Source organism: Janibacter zhangyanbonis (assembly GCF_050507325.1).
Taxonomy (GTDB): Bacteria; Actinomycetota; Actinomycetes; order Actinomycetales; family Dermatophilaceae; genus Janibacter.
The window spans coordinates 1,831,251-1,851,200 of record NZ_CP191481.1; the positions used below are offsets into that span (position 1 = coordinate 1,831,251).

21 protein-coding genes are annotated in these 19,950 nt (G+C 71.2%); 4 read left to right on the forward strand and 17 right to left on the reverse strand.

The window, feature by feature from the left end; genetic code table 11:
• Positions 1 to 73 precede the first annotated feature (73 nt).
• Entirely contained in the window at positions 74 to 829 is a 756-nt protein-coding gene (gene fabI, locus ACQBJO_RS08965) for an enoyl-ACP reductase FabI (protein ID WP_421008334.1), read from the reverse strand.
• Between the two features lie 46 nt (positions 830 to 875).
• Positions 876 to 1,586, reverse strand: coding sequence for a 3-oxoacyl-ACP reductase FabG (gene fabG / locus ACQBJO_RS08970; protein WP_421008335.1), 711 nt, complete (start codon positions 1,584 to 1,586; stop codon positions 876 to 878).
• A gap of 127 nt (positions 1,587 to 1,713) precedes the next feature.
• On the opposite strand from fabG, the gene ACQBJO_RS08975 reads away from it, so the two are divergent.
• From ACQBJO_RS08975 to ACQBJO_RS08985, 3 genes are read left to right on the forward strand one after another with little or no spacing between them, the layout of a single operon-like run.
• Positions 1,714 to 1,989, forward strand: coding sequence for a DUF3099 domain-containing protein (locus tag ACQBJO_RS08975; RefSeq protein WP_255183476.1), 276 nt, complete (start codon positions 1,714 to 1,716; stop codon positions 1,987 to 1,989).
• Complete coding sequence (locus ACQBJO_RS08980) at positions 1,989 to 2,198, forward strand: hypothetical protein (protein ID WP_255183477.1); 210 nt, start codon at positions 1,989 to 1,991, stop codon at positions 2,196 to 2,198. The genes ACQBJO_RS08975 and ACQBJO_RS08980 overlap by 1 nt, the downstream gene beginning before the upstream one ends.
• Positions 2,198 to 2,974: an SURF1 family cytochrome oxidase biogenesis protein gene (locus ACQBJO_RS08985; RefSeq protein WP_421008336.1), complete on the forward strand. Its 777-nt coding sequence runs from the start codon at positions 2,198 to 2,200 to the stop codon at positions 2,972 to 2,974. The genes ACQBJO_RS08980 and ACQBJO_RS08985 overlap by 1 nt, the downstream gene beginning before the upstream one ends.
• Position 2,975: 1 nt before the next feature.
• Here ACQBJO_RS08985 and ACQBJO_RS08990 read toward each other — a convergent pair whose 3' ends face one another.
• From ACQBJO_RS08990 to ACQBJO_RS09010, 5 genes are all read right to left on the reverse strand, one after another.
• Entirely contained in the window at positions 2,976 to 4,859 is a 1,884-nt protein-coding gene (locus ACQBJO_RS08990) for an ABC transporter ATP-binding protein (RefSeq protein WP_421008445.1), read from the reverse strand.
• 88 nt (positions 4,860 to 4,947) lie between these two features.
• Complete coding sequence (locus ACQBJO_RS08995; RefSeq protein ID WP_421008337.1) at positions 4,948 to 5,595, reverse strand: sirohydrochlorin chelatase; 648 nt, start codon at positions 5,593 to 5,595, stop codon at positions 4,948 to 4,950.
• A 4-nt stretch (positions 5,596 to 5,599) separates the two neighbouring features.
• Entirely contained in the window at positions 5,600 to 6,340 is a 741-nt protein-coding gene (locus ACQBJO_RS09000; RefSeq protein ID WP_421008338.1) for a phosphoadenylyl-sulfate reductase, read from the reverse strand.
• On the reverse strand, positions 6,337 to 7,986 hold the full coding sequence (locus ACQBJO_RS09005) for a nitrite/sulfite reductase (protein ID WP_421008446.1): 1,650 nt from the start codon (positions 7,984 to 7,986) through the stop codon (positions 6,337 to 6,339). The genes ACQBJO_RS09000 and ACQBJO_RS09005 overlap by 4 nt, the downstream gene beginning before the upstream one ends.
• Positions 7,987 to 8,077: 91 nt before the next feature.
• Positions 8,078 to 9,676, reverse strand: coding sequence for an ABC-F family ATP-binding cassette domain-containing protein (locus ACQBJO_RS09010; protein WP_255183481.1), 1,599 nt, complete (start codon positions 9,674 to 9,676; stop codon positions 8,078 to 8,080).
• A 116-nt stretch (positions 9,677 to 9,792) separates the two neighbouring features.
• On the opposite strand from ACQBJO_RS09010, the gene ypfJ reads away from it, so the two are divergent.
• Entirely contained in the window at positions 9,793 to 10,719 is a 927-nt protein-coding gene (gene ypfJ, locus ACQBJO_RS09015; RefSeq protein WP_255183482.1) for a KPN_02809 family neutral zinc metallopeptidase, read from the forward strand.
• Between the two features lie 7 nt (positions 10,720 to 10,726).
• On the opposite strand, the gene ACQBJO_RS09020 is transcribed toward ypfJ, so the two are convergent.
• The 10 genes from ACQBJO_RS09020 to ACQBJO_RS09065 are packed head-to-tail and all read right to left on the reverse strand — an operon-like array spanning position 10,727 to position 19,942.
• Positions 10,727 to 12,754 carry a BNR-4 repeat-containing protein gene (locus ACQBJO_RS09020; RefSeq protein ID WP_421008339.1) on the reverse strand — a complete coding sequence of 676 codons (2,028 nt, stop codon included), beginning with the start codon at positions 12,752 to 12,754 and terminating at the stop codon, positions 10,727 to 10,729.
• 55 nt (positions 12,755 to 12,809) lie between these two features.
• The gene (locus ACQBJO_RS09025; RefSeq protein WP_421008340.1) at positions 12,810 to 13,397 is read right to left on the reverse strand and encodes an acVLRF1 family peptidyl-tRNA hydrolase; all 588 of its coding nucleotides are present in this window, start codon (positions 13,395 to 13,397) and stop codon (positions 12,810 to 12,812) included.
• A 13-nt stretch (positions 13,398 to 13,410) separates the two neighbouring features.
• Positions 13,411 to 13,740 (reverse strand): metal-sulfur cluster assembly factor, encoded by a 330-nt coding sequence (locus ACQBJO_RS09030; RefSeq protein ID WP_255183485.1) that lies wholly within the window; start codon positions 13,738 to 13,740, stop codon positions 13,411 to 13,413.
• On the reverse strand, positions 13,737 to 14,207 hold the full coding sequence (gene sufU / locus ACQBJO_RS09035; protein WP_084451629.1) for a Fe-S cluster assembly sulfur transfer protein SufU: 471 nt from the start codon (positions 14,205 to 14,207) through the stop codon (positions 13,737 to 13,739). The genes ACQBJO_RS09030 and sufU overlap by 4 nt, the downstream gene beginning before the upstream one ends.
• Complete coding sequence (locus ACQBJO_RS09040) at positions 14,207 to 15,487, reverse strand: SufS family cysteine desulfurase (RefSeq protein WP_421008341.1); 1,281 nt, start codon at positions 15,485 to 15,487, stop codon at positions 14,207 to 14,209. Before ACQBJO_RS09040 ends, sufU begins: the two co-directional genes overlap by 1 nt.
• A gap of 2 nt (positions 15,488 to 15,489) precedes the next feature.
• Positions 15,490 to 16,269, reverse strand: coding sequence for a Fe-S cluster assembly ATPase SufC (gene sufC / locus ACQBJO_RS09045; RefSeq protein ID WP_255183487.1), 780 nt, complete (start codon positions 16,267 to 16,269; stop codon positions 15,490 to 15,492).
• Between the two features lie 28 nt (positions 16,270 to 16,297).
• A complete protein-coding gene (locus ACQBJO_RS09050) occupies positions 16,298 to 16,633 on the reverse strand; it encodes a non-heme iron oxygenase ferredoxin subunit (protein WP_192910302.1) in 336 nt (111 codons plus the stop codon).
• Positions 16,630 to 17,799, reverse strand: a complete 1,170-nt coding sequence (sufD, locus tag ACQBJO_RS09055; protein ID WP_421008342.1) for a Fe-S cluster assembly protein SufD — start codon at positions 17,797 to 17,799, stop codon at positions 16,630 to 16,632. Before sufD ends, ACQBJO_RS09050 begins: the two co-directional genes overlap by 4 nt.
• Positions 17,799 to 19,220: a Fe-S cluster assembly protein SufB gene (sufB, locus tag ACQBJO_RS09060; protein WP_255183490.1), complete on the reverse strand. Its 1,422-nt coding sequence runs from the start codon at positions 19,218 to 19,220 to the stop codon at positions 17,799 to 17,801. Before sufB ends, sufD begins: the two co-directional genes overlap by 1 nt.
• On the reverse strand, positions 19,217 to 19,942 hold the full coding sequence (locus tag ACQBJO_RS09065) for a helix-turn-helix transcriptional regulator (RefSeq protein ID WP_421008343.1): 726 nt from the start codon (positions 19,940 to 19,942) through the stop codon (positions 19,217 to 19,219). Before ACQBJO_RS09065 ends, sufB begins: the two co-directional genes overlap by 4 nt.
• Positions 19,943 to 19,950 lie beyond the last annotated feature (8 nt).

Genomic DNA, 19,950 nt, shown 5'->3' on the forward strand with positions numbered 1-19,950 from the left:
AAACCCTAGGGTCTTGCGGGGTTGGCGGGCCGGAACTCTGCAAGACCCTAGGGTTTTGCAGAGTTGGCGGACGTCAGACGCCCATGGCGTGCACGCCGCCGTCGACGTGCACGATCTCGCCGGTCGTGGCGGGGAACCAGTCGGACAGCAGCATCGTGCAGGCCTTGGCCGTGGGCACCGGGTCGTTGACGTCCCAGCCGAGGGGCGAGCGGTCGTCCCACGACTCCTCGAACTGCTCGAAGCCGGGGATCGACTTCGCCGCGGTCGTGCGGATCGGGCCGGCGGCGACGAGGTTGCAGCGGACCCCCTTCGGGCCGAGGTCACGGGCGAGGTAGCGGTTGGTCGACTCGAAGGCCGCCTTGGCCACGCCCATCCAGTCGTAGACCGGCCAGGCGAAGCTCGCGTCGAAGGTCAGCCCCACGATCGACCCGCCCTCGGTCATCATCGGCAGCGCCGCGACCCCGAGAGCCTTGAGCGAGTAGGCCGAGACATGCATCGCGGTCGCGACGTCCTGCCACTCGGCGTCGAGGAAGGTGAAGGCCCCCTCGGGGGCGAAGCCGATCGAGTGCAGGACGCCGTCGAGGCGCTCGGTGTGCTCGCCGATGCGGTCGGCGAGGGCCGCGAGGTCCTCCTCGCTCGTGACGTCGAGCTCGATGACCGGGGCCTCCTGAGGGAGGCGCTTGGCGATCGTGCGGGTGATCTTCATCGTCCGCCCGAAGCTCGTGAGGATCACCTGCGCGCCCTGCTCCTGCGCGAGCTTGGCGACATGGAAGGCGATCGAGGACTCCATGAGGACGCCGGTGATGAGGAAGGTCTTGCCGGTGAGCATCTGCTGCCTTTCGCGAAGGGGGTTGTCCGGGGGTGAGCGGGAGGGCTCAGTGGCCCATGCCGAGGCCGCCGTCGACGGGGATGATGGCACCCGAGACGTAGGCCGCGTCGTCGGAGACGAGGAAGGCGACGGCGCCGGCGACCTCGTCGGCCTGGCCGTAGCGCCGCGCCGGGATGGCGGCCTGGTACTCGGCCTTGGTCTTGTCGGGCAGCTCCGCGGTCATGTCGGTCTCGATGAAGCCGGGCGCGACGACGTTGGCGGTGATGCCCCGGGCGCCGAGCTCACGGGTCATTGAGCGGGCGATGCCGACGAGCCCGGACTTCGAGGCCGCGTAGTTTGCCTGGCCCGGCGAGCCGTAGAGGCCCACGACGCTCGAGAGCAGGACGACCCGGCCGAAGCGGGCCTTGACCATCGGCGTGGCCGCGCGGCGCACGCAGCGGAAGGTGCCGTGCAGGTTGGTGTCGACGACGGACGAGAAGTCGTCGTCGGTCATCCGCATGAGCAGGGTGTCCTTGGTGACGCCGGCATTGGCGACGAGGACCTCGACCTCACCGTCGAGCAGCTCCTTGGCCGCGGTGAAGGCCGCGTCGACGGAGTCGCTGTCGGTGATCTCGCAGGCGACGACGTCGAGCCCCTCGACCGGGTCGCCGGACCGGGAGGTGACGACGACGCGGTGGCCGTCGGCGAGCAGGCGTCGCGCGATCGCCTCCCCGATGCCTCGGTTGCCTCCGGTGACGAGCACTCGCCGCGATGTCATCTCTCTCCTTGGTGTCCGCTCGTGTGGGTCAGGTCACGCCCGTCCCGACGCTAGAGCACTACCCCCGGGTAGCCGGACACGGACCGCCCCTCGGATGGCTCCCAGACACGCGACGTACCCTGAAGGGGTGCCCCACACGCCCGTCCCCTCGGTGACCACCGCGCCGATCTCGCTCCACGAGGAGCAGGCCGGCCGGATGCGCCAGTACCTCGCGACGATGGCCCTGCGCACCGCCTGCTTCATCGGCGCCTACTTCTTCGAGGGCTGGCTGCGCTGGGTCTGCGTGGGCCTCGCCGTCGTCCTGCCCTACATCGCCGTGGTCCTCGTCAACGCCGTCCGCCCCCGCGCCGCCGACGAGACCTTCCAGCCCGTCACCGACCACCGCCGGCAGCTGGGCGCCTGATGGACGAGCTCATCTGCAGCCGCAAGGCGTGCCGGCAGACGGCGACCCGCGCCGTCCTGTGGCGCAACCCCCGCATCCACGACGAGTCCCGGCGCAAGGTCTGGCTCGCGTGCGACGAGCACGAGGAGGTCCTGCGCGAGCACCTGGCGGTGCGCGGCTTCCCCGTCGCGACTTGCGCGGTCGACGAGATCCCGGACGACGCCGGCTGATGCTGCGCCGTGCCCTCACCCCGAGGTGGCTCGGGTGGTTCCTCCTCGTCCTCGTCGTGTCCCTGGCCTGCGTGTGGCTGGGCCAGTGGCAGTGGGGCAAGTACGAGTCCAGGTCCGCCAGCGCCGACCGGATCACGAGTCACTACACCGCCGACCCGGTCCCGGTGACGGACGTCCTGGGCACCGACCCGGTGGGCCTGGACCACGAGTGGACCCGGGTGCGCGCGACCGGCGAGTACCTCACCACCGAGCAGGTCCTCGTGCGCAACCGGCCCCTCGACGGGACCTACGGCTACGAGGTGCTCCTCCCCCTTCGCCTCGAGGACGGCGGTGTCGTCCTCGTCGACCGGGGCTGGGTCCCCAACAGCCCGAAGGGGGCGGACGTCGCCCCCGAGGTCCCGGCCGCGCCGCGTGGGGAGGTGACCGTCACCGGCTGGGTCCGCCTGGGAGAGAAGAGCCTCGGGCGGGACATGCCGACCGGTCAGGTCGCGAGCATCAACCTCGACGAGGTCTCGCAGCAGATCGACGCCGACGTGCTCGGCGGCTACGTGGCGCTCCAGTCGGAGGAGCCGGACGGGCCACGCCCTGACCCGCTCGAGGTGCCCGACACCGACACCGGGCCGCACCTGGCCTATGCGATCCAGTGGTGGCTCGTCATCCCGGCGCTCTGGGTCTTCGTCGTCCTCGCGCTGCGCCGCGAGAGCCAGGAGCAGGGCGACGCCGGGCGCGCCCCCAAGCCCAAGAAGGTGCGGATCTGGGACGAGGAGGACGGCTGAGTCAGCCGACCTCGACCGGGTCGCCCTCCCCCTCGAACTGCGTGGCGTGCAGCGACGCGTAGAGCCCGTGCGCGGCGAGCAGCTCGTCGTGCGTGCCGCGCTCGACGACGCGACCCGCGTCGACGACGAGGATCTGGTCCGCGGCCCGGACCGTCGACAGCCGGTGGGCGATGACGATGGCCGTGCGCCCCTCGAGAGCGGTGTCGAGCGCCCGTTGCACCGCGACCTCCGACTCGCTGTCGAGGTGCGCGGTCGCCTCGTCGAGGATGAGCACGGCCGGTGACTTGAGCAGCAGCCGGGCGATGGCGAAGCGCTGCTTCTCCCCACCGGACAGCCGGTGCCCCCGGTCCCCCACGACCGTGTCGAGCCCGGCGGGGAGCGCCGCGACGAGCGAGCGGATCTGCGCGGCCTCGAGCGCGGCCCACATCTCGTCCTCGCTCGCCTCCGGGCGGGCATAGGCGAGGTTGGCGCGGATGGTGTCGTGGAAGAGGTGCGCCTCCTGGGTCACCATGCCGACCGAGGCGCTCACCGAGTCGAGGGTCGCCTCGCGCAGGTCGAGACCGCCGATGCGGACGCTGCCGCTCGTCGGGTCGTAGAAGCGGGTGACGAGAGAGGTGATCGTGCTCTTGCCGGCACCGCTCGGCCCGACGAGGGCGACGAGCTGACCGGGCTCGGCGCGCAGCGTCACGCCCTGCAGCACCGGACCGCCCTGCTCCCGGTCGCCGGTGGTTGCACCTTCGAGCGAGCGAAGGGAGATCGCGTCGGCTCCGGGGTATGTGAAGTGCACGTCGTCGAGCTCGACCGACAGCGCCTCGCCCTGCGGCAGCGGCCGGGCGTCGGGTGCCTCCCGGATGCTCGAGGGCATGTCGAGCAGCTCGAAGAGGCGGGCGAAGGAGACGAGGGCGGTGAGCACGTCGACGTGCACGTTGGACAGTGCCGTGAGCGGCCCGTAGAGGCGGGCGAGGAGCGCGGCCAGGGCGAGCAGCGTGCCGACGGTCAGCGCTCCGTCGACGGCCATGACCCCGCCGACGCCGTAGACCATCGCGGTCGCGAGCGAGGCCAGCGCGGTGAGCATGACGAAGAAGAAGGCCCGGTTGGTCGCGATCTTGACGCCGATGTCGCGCACGCGGGCGGCCCGCTGGTCGTACTGCTCGATCTCGCGGGCCGGCGAGCCGAAGATCTTCACGAGGAGGGCACCGGCGACGTTGAACCGCTCGGTCATCTGGTTGCCGAGGTCGGCGTTGAGGTTCATCTGCTCCGAGGCGAGCCCGGCCAGCCGTCGGCCCATCCACTTCGCCGGGAGGACGAAGAAGGGCACGAGCACGAGCGAGGCGAGGGTCAGCTGCCACGACAGGGCGAACATCGCGCCGAGGATGAGCACGAGCGAGATGACATTGCTGACGACCGACGAGAGCACCGTCGTGAAGGCCTGCTGGGCCCCAATGACGTCGCTGTTGAGCCGGCTGACGAGGGCACCGGTCTGCGCGCGGGTGAAGAAGGCGATCGGCTGGCGCAGCACGTGGGCGAAGACCTCGGTGCGCAGCAGGTGGATCAGCCCCTCGCCGATGCGCGCGGACAGCCACCGCTGGACGAGGCTCGTCACGGCCTCGACGACGGCGATCGCGGCGACGAGCAGGGCGATGACGACGACGACCTGCCGGTCCTGCGGCGTGACCCCGTCGTCGATGAGGCGCTGCAGGAGCAGTGGCACGGCCACGACGGTCATCGAGCCGACGGCGACGAGCCCGAGGAAGGCCGCGATGGTGCCCTTGAAGGGCGCCGCGTAGCCGAGGACCCGCCTGGCGGTGCCCTTGGGCAGCGGCGTCGAGGTCACCGAGTCACCCCGGCTCATCGACTGCATGAGCCCCCAGGTGCTGTTCATCATCATCGTCCGCTCCTTGTCGTCCCCGGTGCGACAACCACGGTGCACCACAAGGGATTCCCGCGCACGCAAAGTGCCGCGGGCGCCGGCCTCAGCCGAGGACGCGGTGCAGGACGAGGCGTGCGACGGCGTCGGTGTCGGCCAGTCCCCCCGGGACGAAGGGGGCACCGTTCGCCTCGGCGAGGGCGGCCACCCTGTCGTGCAGCACACCCTCCGCGAGGGTGGCCGGCACGATGAGCCGGCCCCGTGCGGCACCGGCGCGGGGCGCAGCGAGGGTCATGGTCAGCCAGCCCTCGCGCGGGTGCGCGTCGAGCAGCCGACGGATGCTCTGCCCGGCCTGCCCGGAGCTCGACCCGCCGGCGACGAGCAGGGTCGGACTGCCGGGGTCGTGGCCCGCGGCCCGCAGCCGCTCGTCGACGGCGTCGAGGAGCAGCGGGTGGCCACCGAGGGCGCTCGTGACCCGGGCGTGGGCACCGCCAGCGCCGAGGGCCCGCACGGCCGCCGGGACGTCGACCCGCGCGTGGAATGCCGGGGTGATGAGCATCGGCACGACCGTGACCTCGTCGGCGATGCCGGGCCCGAGCTCGTCAGGACGCGGGTGGTCGTGCTCGATGTAGACGAGGTGGGTGCTCCCGCGCCCCGCCTCGTCGAGCGGTCCGGCGACCCGGGCGCGCAGCCGCTCCAGGGTCGCCGCGTGCCGCGCGTCGGGCGAGCCGTGCGCGAGCAGGACCGTGGTCACGAGCTCACGTGTGCAGGCCGCACTCGACCTTGTCGGTGCCCGACCAGCGTCCGGCGCGGGCGTCCTCGCCCTCGGCGACCGGGCGGGTGCAGGGCGCGCAGCCGATCGAGGCGTAGCCGCTCTGGCGAAGGGGGTTGAGGAAGACCGACTGCTCTGCGGCGTACTGGTCGACGTCGTCCTGCGTCCAGCCCGCGATGGGGTTGAGCTTGACCATGCCGCGACGCTCGTCCCACCCGACGACGGTGATGTCGGTGCGGGTCGGCGCGTCCTCGCGGCGCATGCCAGTCACCCAGGCGTCGTGGTCCTCGAGCGCCCGGTTGAGCGGCTCGACCTTGCGCATCGCGCAGCACAGGTTGGGATCCCGGTCGTGCAGCTTCGGCCCGTGCTCGGCGTCCTGCTCGGCGACGGTGAGCTTCGGGTAGATCGTGCGGATGCTGATCGGCAGCATGGCCTCGTAGGCGTCGCGGGTACCGAGCGTCTCGGCGAAGTGGTAGCCGGTGTCGAGGAAGAAGACATCGGCGCCCTCGAGGGTCGTGCCGACGAGGTGGACGAGCACCTCGTCACCCATCGAGCTGGCGACGGTCAGCCCCTCGCCGAAGGTCTCGTGGGCCCACTTCAGCGCCTGCCGGCCGATCTCGATCCGGCCCTCGTGGGTACCGCCGAGCTCCGCCTCGAGCGCGTCGAACCGCTCCTGCCCCTCACGGGCGAGCTCGCGCAGGCGGTCGGTGTCCAGGAGCGTGCTCATCGGATGTCGTCCTCGTCGGCGCGGCGCACCCACAGGGCGAAGGACTCCCCTTCGTCCCGCTGGGCGAGGTAGGTGCGGGCGAGGCGCTCGATGTAGTCGGGCAGGTCGTCGCCGGCGACCTTGAGTGCGCGGGTCTTGCGGGCCAGCGCGGTCTCCTCCGCGAGGGCGCCACCGAGGTGGACCTGGAAGACCTCCTGGTGGGTGCCGTCCTCGCGCTTGTCGAGCATGCCCTTGAGGCCCACGTCGGCGACCTGGCTGCGGGCGCAGCTGTTGGGGCAGCCGTTGAAGTGGATGCTGAAGGGGACGTCGATGGTCAGGCGCTTCTCGAGCTCCTCGACGGTCCACCGGGCGCGGTTCTTGGTGTCGGTCAGGGCGAGCTTGCAGAACTCGAGGCCCGTGCACGCGAGGACGTTGCGGCGCCACTCGCTCGGGTGGACGTCGAGGTCGATCTCCTTGAGGTCCGCGGCCAGCGCGTCGGCCCGGTCGGGCTCGACGTCGAGGACGAGGATCTTCTGGTGCGGGGTGAAGCGGATCCGCTGCGATCCGGCCGCCTCCGCCAGCTCGGCGAGGCGGGTCAGCTTGGTCCCCGTCATGCGTCCGGCGATCGGCGCGGCGCCGACCCAGACCCGGCCGTCGACCTGCTCGTGGATGCCGACGTGGTCGCGGCGGCTCCCCTTCGGAGCGACCGCCTCCGGCCCGTCCACGAGACGGCGGCCGAGGTAGTCGTCCTCGAGGACCTGGCGGAACTTCTCCGCGCCCCAGTCGGCCATGAGGAACTTCAGCCGGGCCTTGTTGCGCAGGCGCCGGTAGCCGTGGTCACGGAAGATCGAGGTGACCCCGTGCCACACAGCAGGGACGTCCTCGATCGGGACCCAGACGCCGAGACGCTGGGCGAAGATCGGCTTGACCGACAGGCCGCCGCCGACCCACACGTCGAAGCCGGGACCGTGCTCGGGGTGCTCGACGCCGACGAAGGAGATGTCGTTGATCTCGTGGGCGATGTCGAGCACCGGCGAGCCGGAGATCGCCGTCTTGTACTTGCGCGGCAGGTTGGAGAACTCGGGGCTGCCGATGTGCTCGCGCTTGATGATGTCCATGGCCGGGGTGCCGTCGATGATCTCGGCCTTGTCGATGCCGGCGACCGGCGAGCCGAGCATCGTGCGCGGGCAGTCGCCGCAGGCCTCGGTGGTCGACAGGCCCACGGACTCGAGGCGGCGCCAGATCTCCGGCACGTCCTCGATGCGTACCCAGTGCAGCTGGATGTTCTGCCGGTCGGAGACGTCGGCGGTGTCGCGGGCGAACTCGGTGCTGATCCCCGCAACGGTGCGCAGCTGCTCGGTGCTCATCCGACCGCCGTCGCTGCGCACGCGCATCATGAAGTACTCGTCGTCGAGGCCGTCCTCGCCGGTGTGCGTGCCGTCGAGGCCCTGCTTGCGCTGGGTGTAGAGGCCCCACCAGCGGAAGCGACCGGACAGGTCGTCCGGGGCGATCGAGGCGAAGCCGCCCTGCGCGTAGACGTCCTCGATCCGGGCGCGCACGTTGAGCGCGTCGTCCTCCTGCTTGAACTCCTCGTTGTGGTTCAGCGGGGTCCGGTCGCCGTCGGCCCAGGCGCCGGTGGACTTCGTGCGGGTGGGGCGGGTCGTCACAGTCACCCGCCCATCCTACGAGTGCCCTTATGGATTGCATAACTGCCTGTTATGCGTCTCACCTGATGGAGCGCGAGGTGGGCCGGCGTGGTCAGGCGAGGGTGACGAGGTCCCGGTAGTCGGCGCTGTAGAAGTCCTCCACGCCGTCGGGCAGCAGCAGGATCCGCTCCGGCTGCAGCGCGTCGACGGCCCCCTCGTCGTGGGTGACGAGGACGACCGCGCCCTTGAAGGTCGACAGCGCCCCGAGGATCTCCTCGCGGCTGGCGGGGTCGAGGTTGTTGGTCGGCTCGTCGAGGAGCAGGACGTTGGCGCTGGAGACGACGAGCAGGGCGAGGGACAGCCGCGTCTTCTCGCCGCCGGAGAGCACCCCGGCCGGCTTGTCGACGTCGTCACCGGTGAAGAGGAAGGAGCCGAGCACCTTGCGCACCTCGGTCTCCCCCAGGTCGGGGGCCGCGGACTTCATGTTCGCCAGGACCGAGCGGTCCACGTCGAGGTTTTCGTGCTCCTGCGCGTAGTAGCCGAGCTTGAGGCCGTGCCCGGGCTCGACCTGCCCGGTGTCCGGTGCGTCGACCCCGGCGAGCATCCGCAGCAGCGTCGTCTTGCCGGCGCCGTTGAGCCCGAGGACGACGACCTTGCTCCCCCGGTCGATCGCGAGGTCGACGTCGGTGAAGATCTCGAGGCTGCCGTAGGAGCGGGAGAGGCCGGAGGCACGAAGGGGGGTCCGCCCGCAGGGCGCGGGGTCGGGGAAGCGCAGCTTGGCCACCCGGTCCTGGGTCCGCTCCCCCTCGACGCCGGCGAGCATCCGCTCGGCGCGCTTGATCATCTGCTGGGCGGCGGTGGCCTTGGTGGCCTTGGCGCGCATCTTCTCGGCCTGGTCGAGCAGGGCGCCGGCCTTCTTCTGCGCGTTCTGCAGCTCGCGCTTGCGGCGGCGCTCGTCCGTCTCGCGCTGCTGGAGGTAGTTCTTCCAGCCCATGTTGTACTGGTCGATCTCGCAGCGGTTGGCGTCGAGGTGGAAGACGCGGTTGACGACGACCTCGAGCAGGTCGACGTCGTGGCTGATGATGATCAGCCCGCCCTTGTAGCTCTTGAGGTGGTCGCGCAGCCAGGTGATCGAGTCGGCGTCGAGGTGGTTGGTCGGCTCGTCGAGCAGCAGGGTCTCGTGGCCGGAGAAGAGGATCCGGGCGAGCTCCACCCGACGACGCTGGCCACCGGAGAGGGTCTCGAGGGTCTGGTCGAGCCGGGCCTCGTCGATCCCGAGCGCCGAGGCGATGCTCGCCGCCTCCGACTCCGCGGCGTAGCCTCCGGCGGCCTCGAACTCCTCCTGCAGCCGCGCAAAACGCGACATCGCCCGCTCCTGCGTCTCGGCGTCAGCGCTCGCCATCCGCTGCTCTGCCGTACGGCGGTCCGTGACGATGCGGTCGAGTCCGCGGGCGGAGAGGATGCGCTGACGCGCGGTGACGGTGAGGTCACCGGTGCGCGGGTCCTGCGGGAGGTAGCCGATGCCGCCGCTCGAGGTGACGCTCCCGGCGGCCGGCTGACCCTGCCCTGCCAGGACCTTGGTCAGGGTGGTCTTGCCGGCGCCGTTGCGTCCCACGAGACCGACCCGGTCGCCCGCCGCCACACGGAAGCTGGCGTCCTCGAGGAGGATCCGGGACCCGGCGCGCAGCTCGATGCCGCTGGCTGTGATCACGGGTGGTTCTCCTGCACGTACGAAGGGTCGGTCGGCGGCTAGTGTAAGTCGCGGATCCGGGGGTTCCCGCATCCGCGTGCATCGGTCGAGACCCTGCCCCCGATGGAGGCCAGCAGATGAGCATCAACGACAACGCGTCGCTCGACACCTCCCGCATGGGTGGTGGAGGAGGCGGCGGAGGCCGCGGCCCGGTCATCGCGGGTGGCGGCGGCATCGTCGGCGTCATCGTCGTCATCGTCATGGTCCTGCTCGGCTTCGACCCGACCGGGGGCGGCGGTGGCGGTGCTCCGCAGGACACGGCGGGAGCGGGCGGCGACTCCTGGGTGCAGGACAACTGCAAGACGGGCGCCGACGCGAAGAAGGAGCGCCGCTGCCTCATGGTCCTCGGCGAGAACAGCCTGCAGGACTTCTGGAGCGACCAGCCGGACCTGGCCAAGGCCCTCGACGACGCCGGGCAGCAGTTCCGCGGCCCGGCCCAGACGGTCGTCTACACGGGTCAGACCCAGTCCCAGTGCGGCACCGCGAGCAACCAGGTCGGGCCCTTCTACTGCCCCCTCGACGAGAAGATCTTCATCGACACCGACTTCTTCGACATCATGGAGCAGCAGCTCGGCGCCCAGGACGGCACGCTCGCCGAGCTCTACGTCCTCGCCCACGAGTACGGCCACCACATCCAGAACGTCTACGGCATCCTCGACCGCGCGCAGCAGGACCCGAAGGGCGCCGACTCGGGCGCCGTGCGCGTCGAGCTCATGGCCGACTGCTTCGCCGGCATGTGGATGAAGCACGCGACCGAGACCAAGGACGCCAACGGCGAGGTCCTCATCACCGACATCAGCGAGTCGGACATCAAGAACGCCATGGGCGCTGCCAAGTCCGTCGGCGATGACGAGATCCAGAAGAAGTCGGGCGGCGGTGTCAACCCCGAGAGCTGGACGCACGGCTCGGCGAAGGCGCGTCAGGCCTGGCTCCTGCGCGGGATGAAGACCGACTCGGTCAACACCTGCGACACCTTCGAGGTCAGCGACCCCAACAACATCTGAGCGGGGCTCAGCTGCCCGTCCAGTGACTCTCGCTCGTCGCCGAGCCCCACCCGCTCTGCGCCGGCACCTGCAGTCGGATGCGCGTGCCCTTCGGGTAGTAGCGGTTGATCCCCAGGTGCACCGATCCCTGCGTGTCGGTCACCGCTGAGTTGCGCCGCTGCTCGGTCCCGCCGGGGAAGCGCGCCAGCACCCACACCTTCGCGCCGACCCGGGGCGCGCCGTCCCGGACCTGCGTCACCGAGGCGCCGACGCCCAGGCCCCGGTCCCACCCGGGCAGCCACGTCGAGTCCAGGTCGATGGCCGTCGTGTCCGTGGCGGTGTCGACCGACGCGGTGCTCGCCCGCCCCCATCCGCCGGCAGCCGGCACCTCGACCCGCACCCGCGTCCCCCTCGGGTAGTAGCGGTTGACCGCGAGGTGCACCGATCCGTCGGCGTCGGTGAGGGCCGAGTTCCTCCGGCGCTCCTCTCCACCGGGCAGCCGGGCGACGATCCAGGCGCGCTGGCCGGGGACGCCGACTCCGCCGACACCCGCGGTGATCCGGCCGTCGATCCCCTTGCCCTTCGACCACCCGATCGGCCACGTCGAGCGCAGCTCGAGGGGCGCCGGGTCGGTCGTCTCGATGGAGACCGTCGTCGCCCACTGGCCCGAGCTGAAGGAGGTGTAGGGGCCGGCGAGCCATGCCGTCGACACCGGCCCGTCCTGCGCTCCCCACGGGGCGGCCGGGGTCCGGTTGCCCTTGGTCGACCCGTGCGTCACCGCACGCGCCTGCCAGGACGCCCCGTCGTCGCCCGTGCGGTACTCGTAGAGCTCGCGGCTGCCCACGTCCCCCTCCCCGCGGGAGAGGAAGACGCGGTCGGCGTCGTCGTGACGCAGGGTGATCCCCGACGGCTGCGCGCCGCCGGCACGGTCGAGGGTGCGCATCGTCCACGTGCCTGCGAGGTGGCGGAACCACTTGTAGGTCCACGTGCCGTCCTCGGCGCCCGTCGTCAGGACGATGGTGGGCACCCCACCCGACACGGCGATGTCGTAGACGCGCGCCCGGCCGTCGGCGCTGCGACCGTCGTAGACGAGGGTCGCCTCGCGCGGGTCGATGGGTCGTGGGGCCTGACCGGCGCTCCCCGCGACCTCGGCCAGCGTGCGGATCGGGGTGCCGTCGCTCTGGCGGAAGACCCCGTCACGCAGCGTCAGGTGGTACATCGAGCTGCGCTGCCCGGGTGAGGCCATCGTGTCGGACACCGCGATGTGGATGGTGCCGTCGCCCGCCGTCACGAACTTCGGGTAGGGCGGGTCCTCCCGCCCCTCGTGCGCGAAGAGCCGCACGGCCGGTGTCCACGTCGCAAGGTGCTTGCTGCGCGTCATCACCCACGCGTTGTCCGACGTGCGTCGGGTGAAGAGGTGGTAACGGTATGCGGCTCCCCCCACCTGCAGCATCGTCGTGTAGGTCGAGGGGGCCGACTCCAGCCCCGAGCCGGTGAGCCGGAGCGTGGGACCGAAGCTCGACAGGTCACCCGGGCGCTTCGTGATGCGGTAGCGCGCGGGAACGCTCGAGTGCGCCGTCCAGAAGGCCGCGATCCGCCCGTCGGGCAGCTCGGTGAGCGAGGGCGCGTTGTGGTCGTCCGCCTGGAAGCGGGCGGCGAGGACGGTGTGCGACAGCTCGGCGCTCACCCGGGCCACCTTGGTCACCTGGATGTCGCCGTTGTTGCGCACCGAGCTGAGATAGGTCGCGGTGCGCGTGCCGAGGACCCGCGGATCCATGTACCAGGACCACGCCGAGTCGGCGACGACCGCCGCGGTCCGCACCCCCGGCCCCAGGGATCGGCGCTGTGGGGCGCTCGCCACCGGGGACTGCGTCTGCGGCGTGCCCTGGTAGGCCTGCGGAGCCACCTCGCCGGGACGCATCCACGGCTCGGGCAGGGGAGGCGTCGAGGTCGGTGCGGGCGTCGGCGCCGCGGGATCGGCGGCGACCGCCGAGGCACTCACCACGGTCCACGAGAGGCCGAGCGCCACGAGGGCGACGAGTGGTCGACGCAGCATGAGATCCCCCGATCCCCCGGGCGGGCCGCCGTCGGCCCGCGTTCGCGGGGGCACTCTAGTCGAGCGCTCCTCCGTCGGTCCGCTCCGGTGTGATCACGACCCGCACCGCCCGAGCCCGGCGCGCGGCGTCCCGCAGGACCGCCAGCCGTGGGTCGGGCAGGCCCCACAGTGTCCGGCGCGGCAGGTCCCGCAGGTGCGCCAGACGGGGGTCGTCGAGGACCTGCTCAGCCATCCTCCGGTCACCACCGAGGACGAGTGCGTCGACCGCGCCCGGCCCCAGATGGCGAAGGGAGATCTCCCGCACCTTGTCGAGCACGCCGTCGGCCTGGTTGCCACGCCGACGGGCATAGCGCTGCTGGCTCCAGCCGCCCTTCTTCGTCCGGGACTGCACATAGGCGGTGCCGCACGTGTGCGCGGTGAGGTCACCCCCTTCGTCACGGCCGACGGCGTACCCGCCGCGCCGCACGAGGACCAGCCCGATCCGCTCGTGGTCGAAGCGCTCCCCCGTCGCCGTGGCGCCGTCACCGCCGGTGAGCGCGACGGTGCCCGGCTCGTCGGCGCGCATGACGCCGTCGTGCCGGGCACCGAAGCCCTCGACCCACCGGTCCAGCCGCTCGGGGCCGACCTCGACCGTGCGGGTCATCGTCAGGGGTCGCTCAGATGTTGAAGCCGAGGGCGCGCAGCTGCTCGCGCCCGTCGTCGGTGATCTTGTCCGGGCCCCACGGCGGCATCCAGACCCAGTTGATCCGGGCGTCGGCGACGATGTCGGCCAGCGCACCGTCGACCTGGTCCTCGATGACGTCGGTCAGCGGGCAGGCCGCGGACGTGAGGGTCATGTCGATGACGGCGTGGTTCTGCGGGTCGACGGTGATGCCGTAGACGAGGCCGAGGTCGACGACGTTGATGCCGAGCTCGGGGTCGACGACGTCGCGCAGGGCCTCCTCTACGTCGGCGACATTGCTCGGGGTCGGGGCCTGGGCGGTCATGCGGACTCTCCTTCGGTCGTGCTGGGGACGTCGACGCCGGCCTGGGCCAGGGCGTCGGTGAGGGCCATCCAGCCGAGCAGCGCGCACTTGACGCGCGCCGGGTACTGGGCGACACCGGCCAGGGCGACGCCGTCGCCGATGACCTCCTCGTCGCCCGGGTCCTGACCACGGCTGGTCAGCATGTGCCGCATCGCGGCGTGGACGTCCATGGCGTCGTGGATCACCTCACCGGTGACCTCCTCTGCGAGGATCGAGGTGCTCGCCATCGAGATCGAGCAGCCCATCGCCTCGTAGGAGATGTCGGTGATGTGGGCGTCGGGGCCGGTGCCGTCGAGGTGGACGCGCAGCGTCACCTCGTCGCCACAGGTCGGGTTGACGTGGTGCACCTCGGCGACGTGCCCCTCGCGCAGGCCGTGGCCGACCTTGCGCTTGGAGTGGTCGAGGATGAGCTCCTGGTAGAGGTCCATCAGGCGGCCCCCCGATCGATGCCGAAGATCTCGGGCACCCGGTCGAGCGCCGCGACGAGCGCGTCGATCTCGGCCGGCGTGTTGTAGACCGCCAGCGAGGCGCGGGTGGTCGCCGCGACGCCGAAGGCGCGGTGCAGCGGCCACGCGCAGTGGTGGCCGACGCGCACGGCGACGCCCTGGTCGTCGAGGACCTGGCCGACGTCGTGGGCGTGCACCCCGTCGACGACGAAGGAGACGGCCGAGCCGCGGTGGTCGGTGTCGGCGGGGCCGACGAGACGCACCCACGGGCGCTGCGCGAGCGCGTCGAGCAGCCGCGCGGTGAGCGCCTGCTCGTGCGCGGCGATGCGCTCGACGCCGATCTCCTGCGTCCAGCGCACGGCGGCGCCGAGGCCGATCGCCTGGCTGGTCATCGGCACGCCGGCCTCGAAGCGCGTGGGCGGCGGCGCATAGGTGCTGCCCTCCATGCGCACGATCTCGATCATCGAGCCGCCGGTGAGGAAGGCGGGCATCTGCTCGAGCAGGTCGTAGCGACCCCAGAGCACGCCGATGCCGCTCGGGCCGTACATCTTGTGGCCGGAGAAGGTGAGCAGGTCGACACCCAGCTCGGTGACGTCGACGGGCAGGTGCGGCACCGACTGGCACGCGTCGAGGACCGTGATGGCCCCGACGGCGCGGGCGGCGGCGACGACCCGCGGGACGTCGGTGACGGCCCCGAGGACGTTGGACGCGTGCGTGAAGGCCACGACCTTGGTCCGCTCGGTGACCATCTCGTCGAGCTGGTCGAGGTCGAGCCGGCCCTCGGTCGTCACGCCGATCCAGCGCAGGGTCGCGCCGGTGCGTCGGCACAGCTCCTGCCACGGGATGAGGTTGGCGTGGTGCTCGGCCTCGGTGATGAGCACCTCGTCGCCCTCACCGAGACGAAGGGGGGACCCCACCTCGGCGTTGGAGAAGGCGTAGGCGGCGAGGTTGAGCGCCTCGGTCGCGTTCTTGGTGAAGACCACCTCGCGCGGCTGGGCGCCGATGAGCCCGGCGATGTCGGCCCGGGCGCTCTCGTAGGCCTCGGTGGCCTCCTCGGACAGCGCGTGCGCACCACGGTGCGGCGCGGAGTTGGCGGTGACGAGGAAGTCGCGCTCGGCGTCGAGGACGGCGAGTGGCTTCTGCGAGGTCGCGCCGGAGTCGAGGTAGACGAGCGGCTTGCCCCCGCGCACGGTGCGCTCGAGGATCGGGAACTGACCGCGGATCGCGGCCAGCTCCTCCTCGGGGATCAGCTGCGAGGTCATCGTCAGGCCCCTGCGGTCGTGGCGGGCTCCCCCGTCGCGATGAAGCGGTCGTAGCCCTCGGCCTCGAGCTGGTCGGCCAGCTCCGGGCCGCCTTCCTCGGCGATCTTGCCGTCGACGAAGACGTGGACGAACTCGGGCTTGATGTAGCGCAGGATCCGCGTGTAGTGCGTGATGAGCAGGACGCCGGCGTCGGTCGACTCCTTGGCGCGGTTGACGCCCTCCGAGACGACGCGCAGCGCGTCGACGTCGAGGCCGGAGTCGGTCTCGTCGAGGACGGCGAACTTCGGCTTGAGCAGCTCCATCTGGAGGATCTCGTGGCGCTTCTTCTCACCACCGGAGAAGCCCTCGTTGACATTGCGGTCGGCGAAGGAGGAGTCCATGCGCAGCTCCTCCATCGTTCCGCGGACCTCCTTGACCCAGGTGCGCAGCTTGGGGGCCTCGCCGTCGATGGCGGTCTTGGCGGTGCGGAGGAAGTTGCTCACGGTGACACCGGGGACCTCGACGGGGTACTGCATCGCGAGGAAGAGGCCGGCGCGGGCGCGCTCGTCGACGGACATCGACAGCACGTCCTCGCCGTCGAGGGTGACCTCACCGGAGGTGACCGTGTACTTGGGGTGGCCGGCGATCGAGTAGGCGAGCGTCGACTTGCCGGAGCCGTTGGGGCCCATGATCGCGTGGGTCTCGCCGGACCGGATGGTCAGGGTGACGCCCTTGAGGATCTCCTTGGGGCCGTCTTCGGTCTCGACGCTGACGTGCAGGTCGGTGATCTGGAGCGTTGCCATGTCGGTTCTTTCGGTCGAAGGGGGAAGGTCAGTCGGCGAGGGCGACGAGCACGTCGCCGGCCTCGGTGACCTGGACGGTGTGGACGGCGACGGGCACGGTCGCCGGCAGGTGGCTGGGGGCGCCGGTGCGCAGGTCGAAGCGCGAGCCGTGCAGCCAGCACTCGATGGCGCAGCCGTCGACCTCGCCCTCGGAGAGCGAGACGTTGGCGTGGGTGCAAGTGTCGTCGACCGCGTGGACGGTGCCGTCCTCGGTGCGCACGATCGCCACGAGGCGGCCACCGATGTCGGCCTTGGCCGCCTCACCCGGGGTCAGCTCGTCGAGGCTGCAGACGCGGATGTAGTCGGGCTCGGCGACGGCACTCATGCGGCGCCGCCCTCGAGCTCGACGTCGATCGCGGCCATGATCCGGTCGCTGATCTCCGCGTCGCCGATGCGCGCGACGATGCTGTTGAAGAAGCCGCGCACGACGAGGCGACGGGCCTCGTCCTCGGGGATGCCACGAGCCTGCAGGTAGAAGAGCTGCTGGTCGTCGAAGCGCCCGGTCGTCGAGGCGTGCCCGGCGCCGACGATCTCGCCGGTCTCGATCTCGAGGTTGGGCACGGAGTCGGCCCGCGCGCCGTCGGTGAGGACGAGGTTGCGGTTGAGCTCGTAGGTCTCGGTGCCCTCGGCGGCCGCGCGGATCAGCACGTCGCCGACCCACACGGTGTGGGCCGTCTCGCCCTGCAGCGCGCCCTTGTACTCGACATTGCTCGAGCAGTGCGGCGCCTCGTGGTCGACGAAGAGCCGGTGCTCGAGGTGCTGGCCGGCGTCGGCGAAGTAGACGCCCAGGCCCTCGAAGGAGCCACCCGGACCGGCGTAGGTCGCGTTGGTGTTGAGGCGCACGATGCCGCCGCCGATGGTCACGGCGATGTGCCGCACGCTCGCGTCGCGGCCGACGACCACGTCGTGCTGGCCGAGGTGGTGCGCGTCGTCCTCCCAGTCCTGGAGCGTGACGATCGTCAGCTGCGAGCCGTCACCGGCGAGCACCGAGAGCAGCTCGGTGTAGTCGGCGGTGCCGGAGTGCTCGACGACGATCGTGCCGCGGGCGAAGCGCCCGACCCGCACGACGTGGTGCGCCCGCACGATCTCGCCGCCGGTGCCGGCGAGCGAGATGCGGACCGGCTCGGTGAGCTCGGCCTCGGCGGGGATGTCGATGAGCGTCACGTCACCGCCACCGGCGGCGACGGCCGCGGCACGGTCACCGGGCGCCGGCACGCCGAGGGCACGGGCCTCCGCGGCCGGGACGACCGACCGGGTGACGCCCGCGGGCAGGTGGTGGGTCACGCCGAGCTCGGCGGACCCCCCTTCGTCCGCCAGGAGGTCGGTGAGGCGACCCACGGGGGTGAAGCGCCAGTCCTCCTCGCGGCCGGTCGGCAGCTCGAAGTCGGCCACCGACCACGAGCGCGTGCGCTCGGCGCGGGACTGGTCCGGGACCAGGGTGTCGGCGGAGTGGGTGTGGGCCTTGGGGCCCGAGTCAGCCAGAAGGCTCATCAGCCGACGGCTCCTTCCATCTGGAGTTCGATGAGGCGGTTGAGCTCGAGGGCGTACTCCATCGGCAGCTCACGCGCGATGGGCTCGACGAAGCCGCGCACGATCATCGCCATGGCCTCCTCCTCGCTCAGCCCGCGGGACATGAGGTAGAAGAGCTGGTCGGCCGAGACCTTGGAGACGGTCGCCTCGTGACCCATCTGCACGTCGTCCTCGCGGACGTCGACGTAGGGATAGGTGTCGGAGCGGCTGATCGTGTCGACGAGCAGCGCGTCGCAGACGACATTGGACTTGCTGTTCGTCGCGCCCTCGAGGACCTGCACGAGGCCGCGGTAGGAGGTGCGACCGCCACCACGGGCGACCGACTTGCTGATGATCGAGCTCGAGGTGTTGGGCGCGGCGTGCACCATCTTGGCGCCGGCGTCCTGGTGCTGGCCCTCGCCGGCGAAGGCGATCGAGAGGGTCTCGCCCTTCGCGTGCTCGCCGAGGAGGAAGCACGCGGGGTACTTCATCGTCACCTTGGAGCCGATGTTGCCGTCGACCCACTCCATCGTGCCGCCCTCGGCGACCGTGGTGCGCTTGGTGACGAGGTTGTAGACGTTGTTCGACCAGTTCTGGATCGTCGTGTAGCGCACGCGGGCGTTCTTCTTCACGACGATCTCGACGACGGCGCTGTGCAGCGAGTCGGTCTTGTAGATCGGGGCGGTGCAGCCCTCGACGTAGTGCACGTAGGAGCCCTCGTCGGCGATGATCAGCGTCCGCTCGAACTGGCCCATGTTCTCGGTGTTGATCCGGAAGTAGGCCTGCAGCGGGATGTCGACGTGGACACCCGGCGGGACGTAGATGAAGGAGCCACCCGACCACACGGCCGTGTTGAGCGCGGCGAACTTGTTGTCGCCGGCGGGGATGACCGTGCCGAAGTACTCGCGGAAGAGGTCCTCGTGCTCGCGCAGACCGGTGTCGGTGTCGACGAAGATGACGCCCTTCTCCTCCAGGTCCTCGCGGATCTGGTGGTAGACGACCTCCGACTCGTACTGCGCGGCGACGCCGGCGACGAGGCGCTGCTTCTCCGCCTCGGGGATGCCGAGCTTGTCGTAGGTGTTCTTGATGTCCTCGGGCAGGTCGTCCCACGACGCGGCCTGCTTCTCCGTGGACTTCACGAAGTACTTGATGTTCTGGAAGTCGATGCCGGTGAGGTCGCTGCCCCAGCTCGGCATGGGCTTCTTGTCGAAGAGACGCAGCGACTTCAGGCGCAGGTCACGCATCCACTGCGGCTCGCCCTTGCGCTCGGAGATGTCGCTGACGACGGCCTCGTTGAGGCCCCGCTTGGCGCTGGCACCGGCGGTGTCGGCATCGGCCCAGCCGAACTCGTACTTGCCGATGTCCTTGAGCCCGGGGTTGAGCTCTTCGATGTTGGTGCTCATCGGGTGGACCTCTCTGTGTGGGGACGCGCCCCCGCGGTGGGGACGAAGGTGGTGCAGACGTGATCGCCCTGGGCCAGGGTGGCCAGGCGCTGGACGTGGACGCCGAGGAGTCGGCTGAACGCATCGGTCTCGGCCTCGCACAGCTCCGGGAACTCCGCGGCGACGTGCTGGACCGGGCAGTGGCCCTGGCACAGCTGGAGGCCGACGACGACGTCGTCGCCGACCGTGCGGGCGCTGGCAGCGTAGCCCTCGGCGCGAAGGGCGGACACCAGGGCCTCGGTGCGGGCCCGGGGGTCGTCGCCCGCGGCGTCGACCTGTGCGGCGCAGCGGGCCTCGAGGGCGCTCATGCGCTGGTCGGCGAAGGCACGGACGGCCTCGGGGCCGGCGGTGTCGCGCACGAAGCGGACCGCATCGGTCGCGAGGTCGTCGTAGTCGGAGGCGAGCCGCTCGTGGCCGGTGTCGCCGACGACCCACTCACGGGCGGGGCGGCCGCGGCCGCGCTTGCCGGCGTGCGGTGCCCGGCTGGTCACGGCGCCGGTCTCGGCGAGCTGGTCGAGGTGGCGGCGCACGCCGGTGGCCGTCAGTCCGAGGAGGGCGGCGAGGTCGGCCGCGGTGATCGGGCCGCGCTCGCTGATCATCGCGAGGACGCGGTCCCGGGTGCGGGCATCGCGGGTCGCGGCGTCGGAGTCCGACGCCTGAGGTGCCCGCGGGGAAATAACCACACATCCAT

Coding starts and splice junctions, on each gene's coding strand:
- ACQBJO_RS09025 (WP_421008340.1), bottom strand. CDS start 13,397: ATGACCCGCACGGTCGAGGTCGGCCCCGAGCGGCTGGACCGGTGGGTC.
- ACQBJO_RS09040 (WP_421008341.1), bottom strand. CDS start 15,487: ATGACCTCGCAGCTGATCCCCGAGGAGGAGCTGGCCGCGATCCGCGGT.
- fabG (WP_421008335.1), bottom strand. CDS start 1,586: ATGACATCGCGGCGAGTGCTCGTCACCGGAGGCAACCGAGGCATCGGG.
- sufU (WP_084451629.1), bottom strand. CDS start 14,207: ATGGACCTCTACCAGGAGCTCATCCTCGACCACTCCAAGCGCAAGGTC.
- ACQBJO_RS09030 (WP_255183485.1), bottom strand. CDS start 13,740: ATGACCGCCCAGGCCCCGACCCCGAGCAATGTCGCCGACGTAGAGGAG.
- ACQBJO_RS08980 (WP_255183477.1), top strand. CDS start 1,989: ATGGACGAGCTCATCTGCAGCCGCAAGGCGTGCCGGCAGACGGCGACC.
- ACQBJO_RS09000 (WP_421008338.1), bottom strand. CDS start 6,340: ATGAGCACGCTCCTGGACACCGACCGCCTGCGCGAGCTCGCCCGTGAG.
- fabI (WP_421008334.1), bottom strand. CDS start 829: ATGCTCACCGGCAAGACCTTCCTCATCACCGGCGTCCTCATGGAGTCC.
- ACQBJO_RS09020 (WP_421008339.1), bottom strand. CDS start 12,754: ATGCTGCGTCGACCACTCGTCGCCCTCGTGGCGCTCGGCCTCTCGTGG.
- ypfJ (WP_255183482.1), top strand. CDS start 9,793: ATGAGCATCAACGACAACGCGTCGCTCGACACCTCCCGCATGGGTGGT.
- sufD (WP_421008342.1), bottom strand. CDS start 17,799: ATGAGCCTTCTGGCTGACTCGGGCCCCAAGGCCCACACCCACTCCGCC.
- ACQBJO_RS08990 (WP_421008445.1), bottom strand. CDS start 4,859: ATGATGAACAGCACCTGGGGGCTCATGCAGTCGATGAGCCGGGGTGAC.
- sufC (WP_255183487.1), bottom strand. CDS start 16,269: ATGGCAACGCTCCAGATCACCGACCTGCACGTCAGCGTCGAGACCGAA.
- sufB (WP_255183490.1), bottom strand. CDS start 19,220: ATGAGCACCAACATCGAAGAGCTCAACCCCGGGCTCAAGGACATCGGC.
- ACQBJO_RS09050 (WP_192910302.1), bottom strand. CDS start 16,633: ATGAGTGCCGTCGCCGAGCCCGACTACATCCGCGTCTGCAGCCTCGAC.
- ACQBJO_RS08985 (WP_421008336.1), top strand. CDS start 2,198: ATGCTGCGCCGTGCCCTCACCCCGAGGTGGCTCGGGTGGTTCCTCCTC.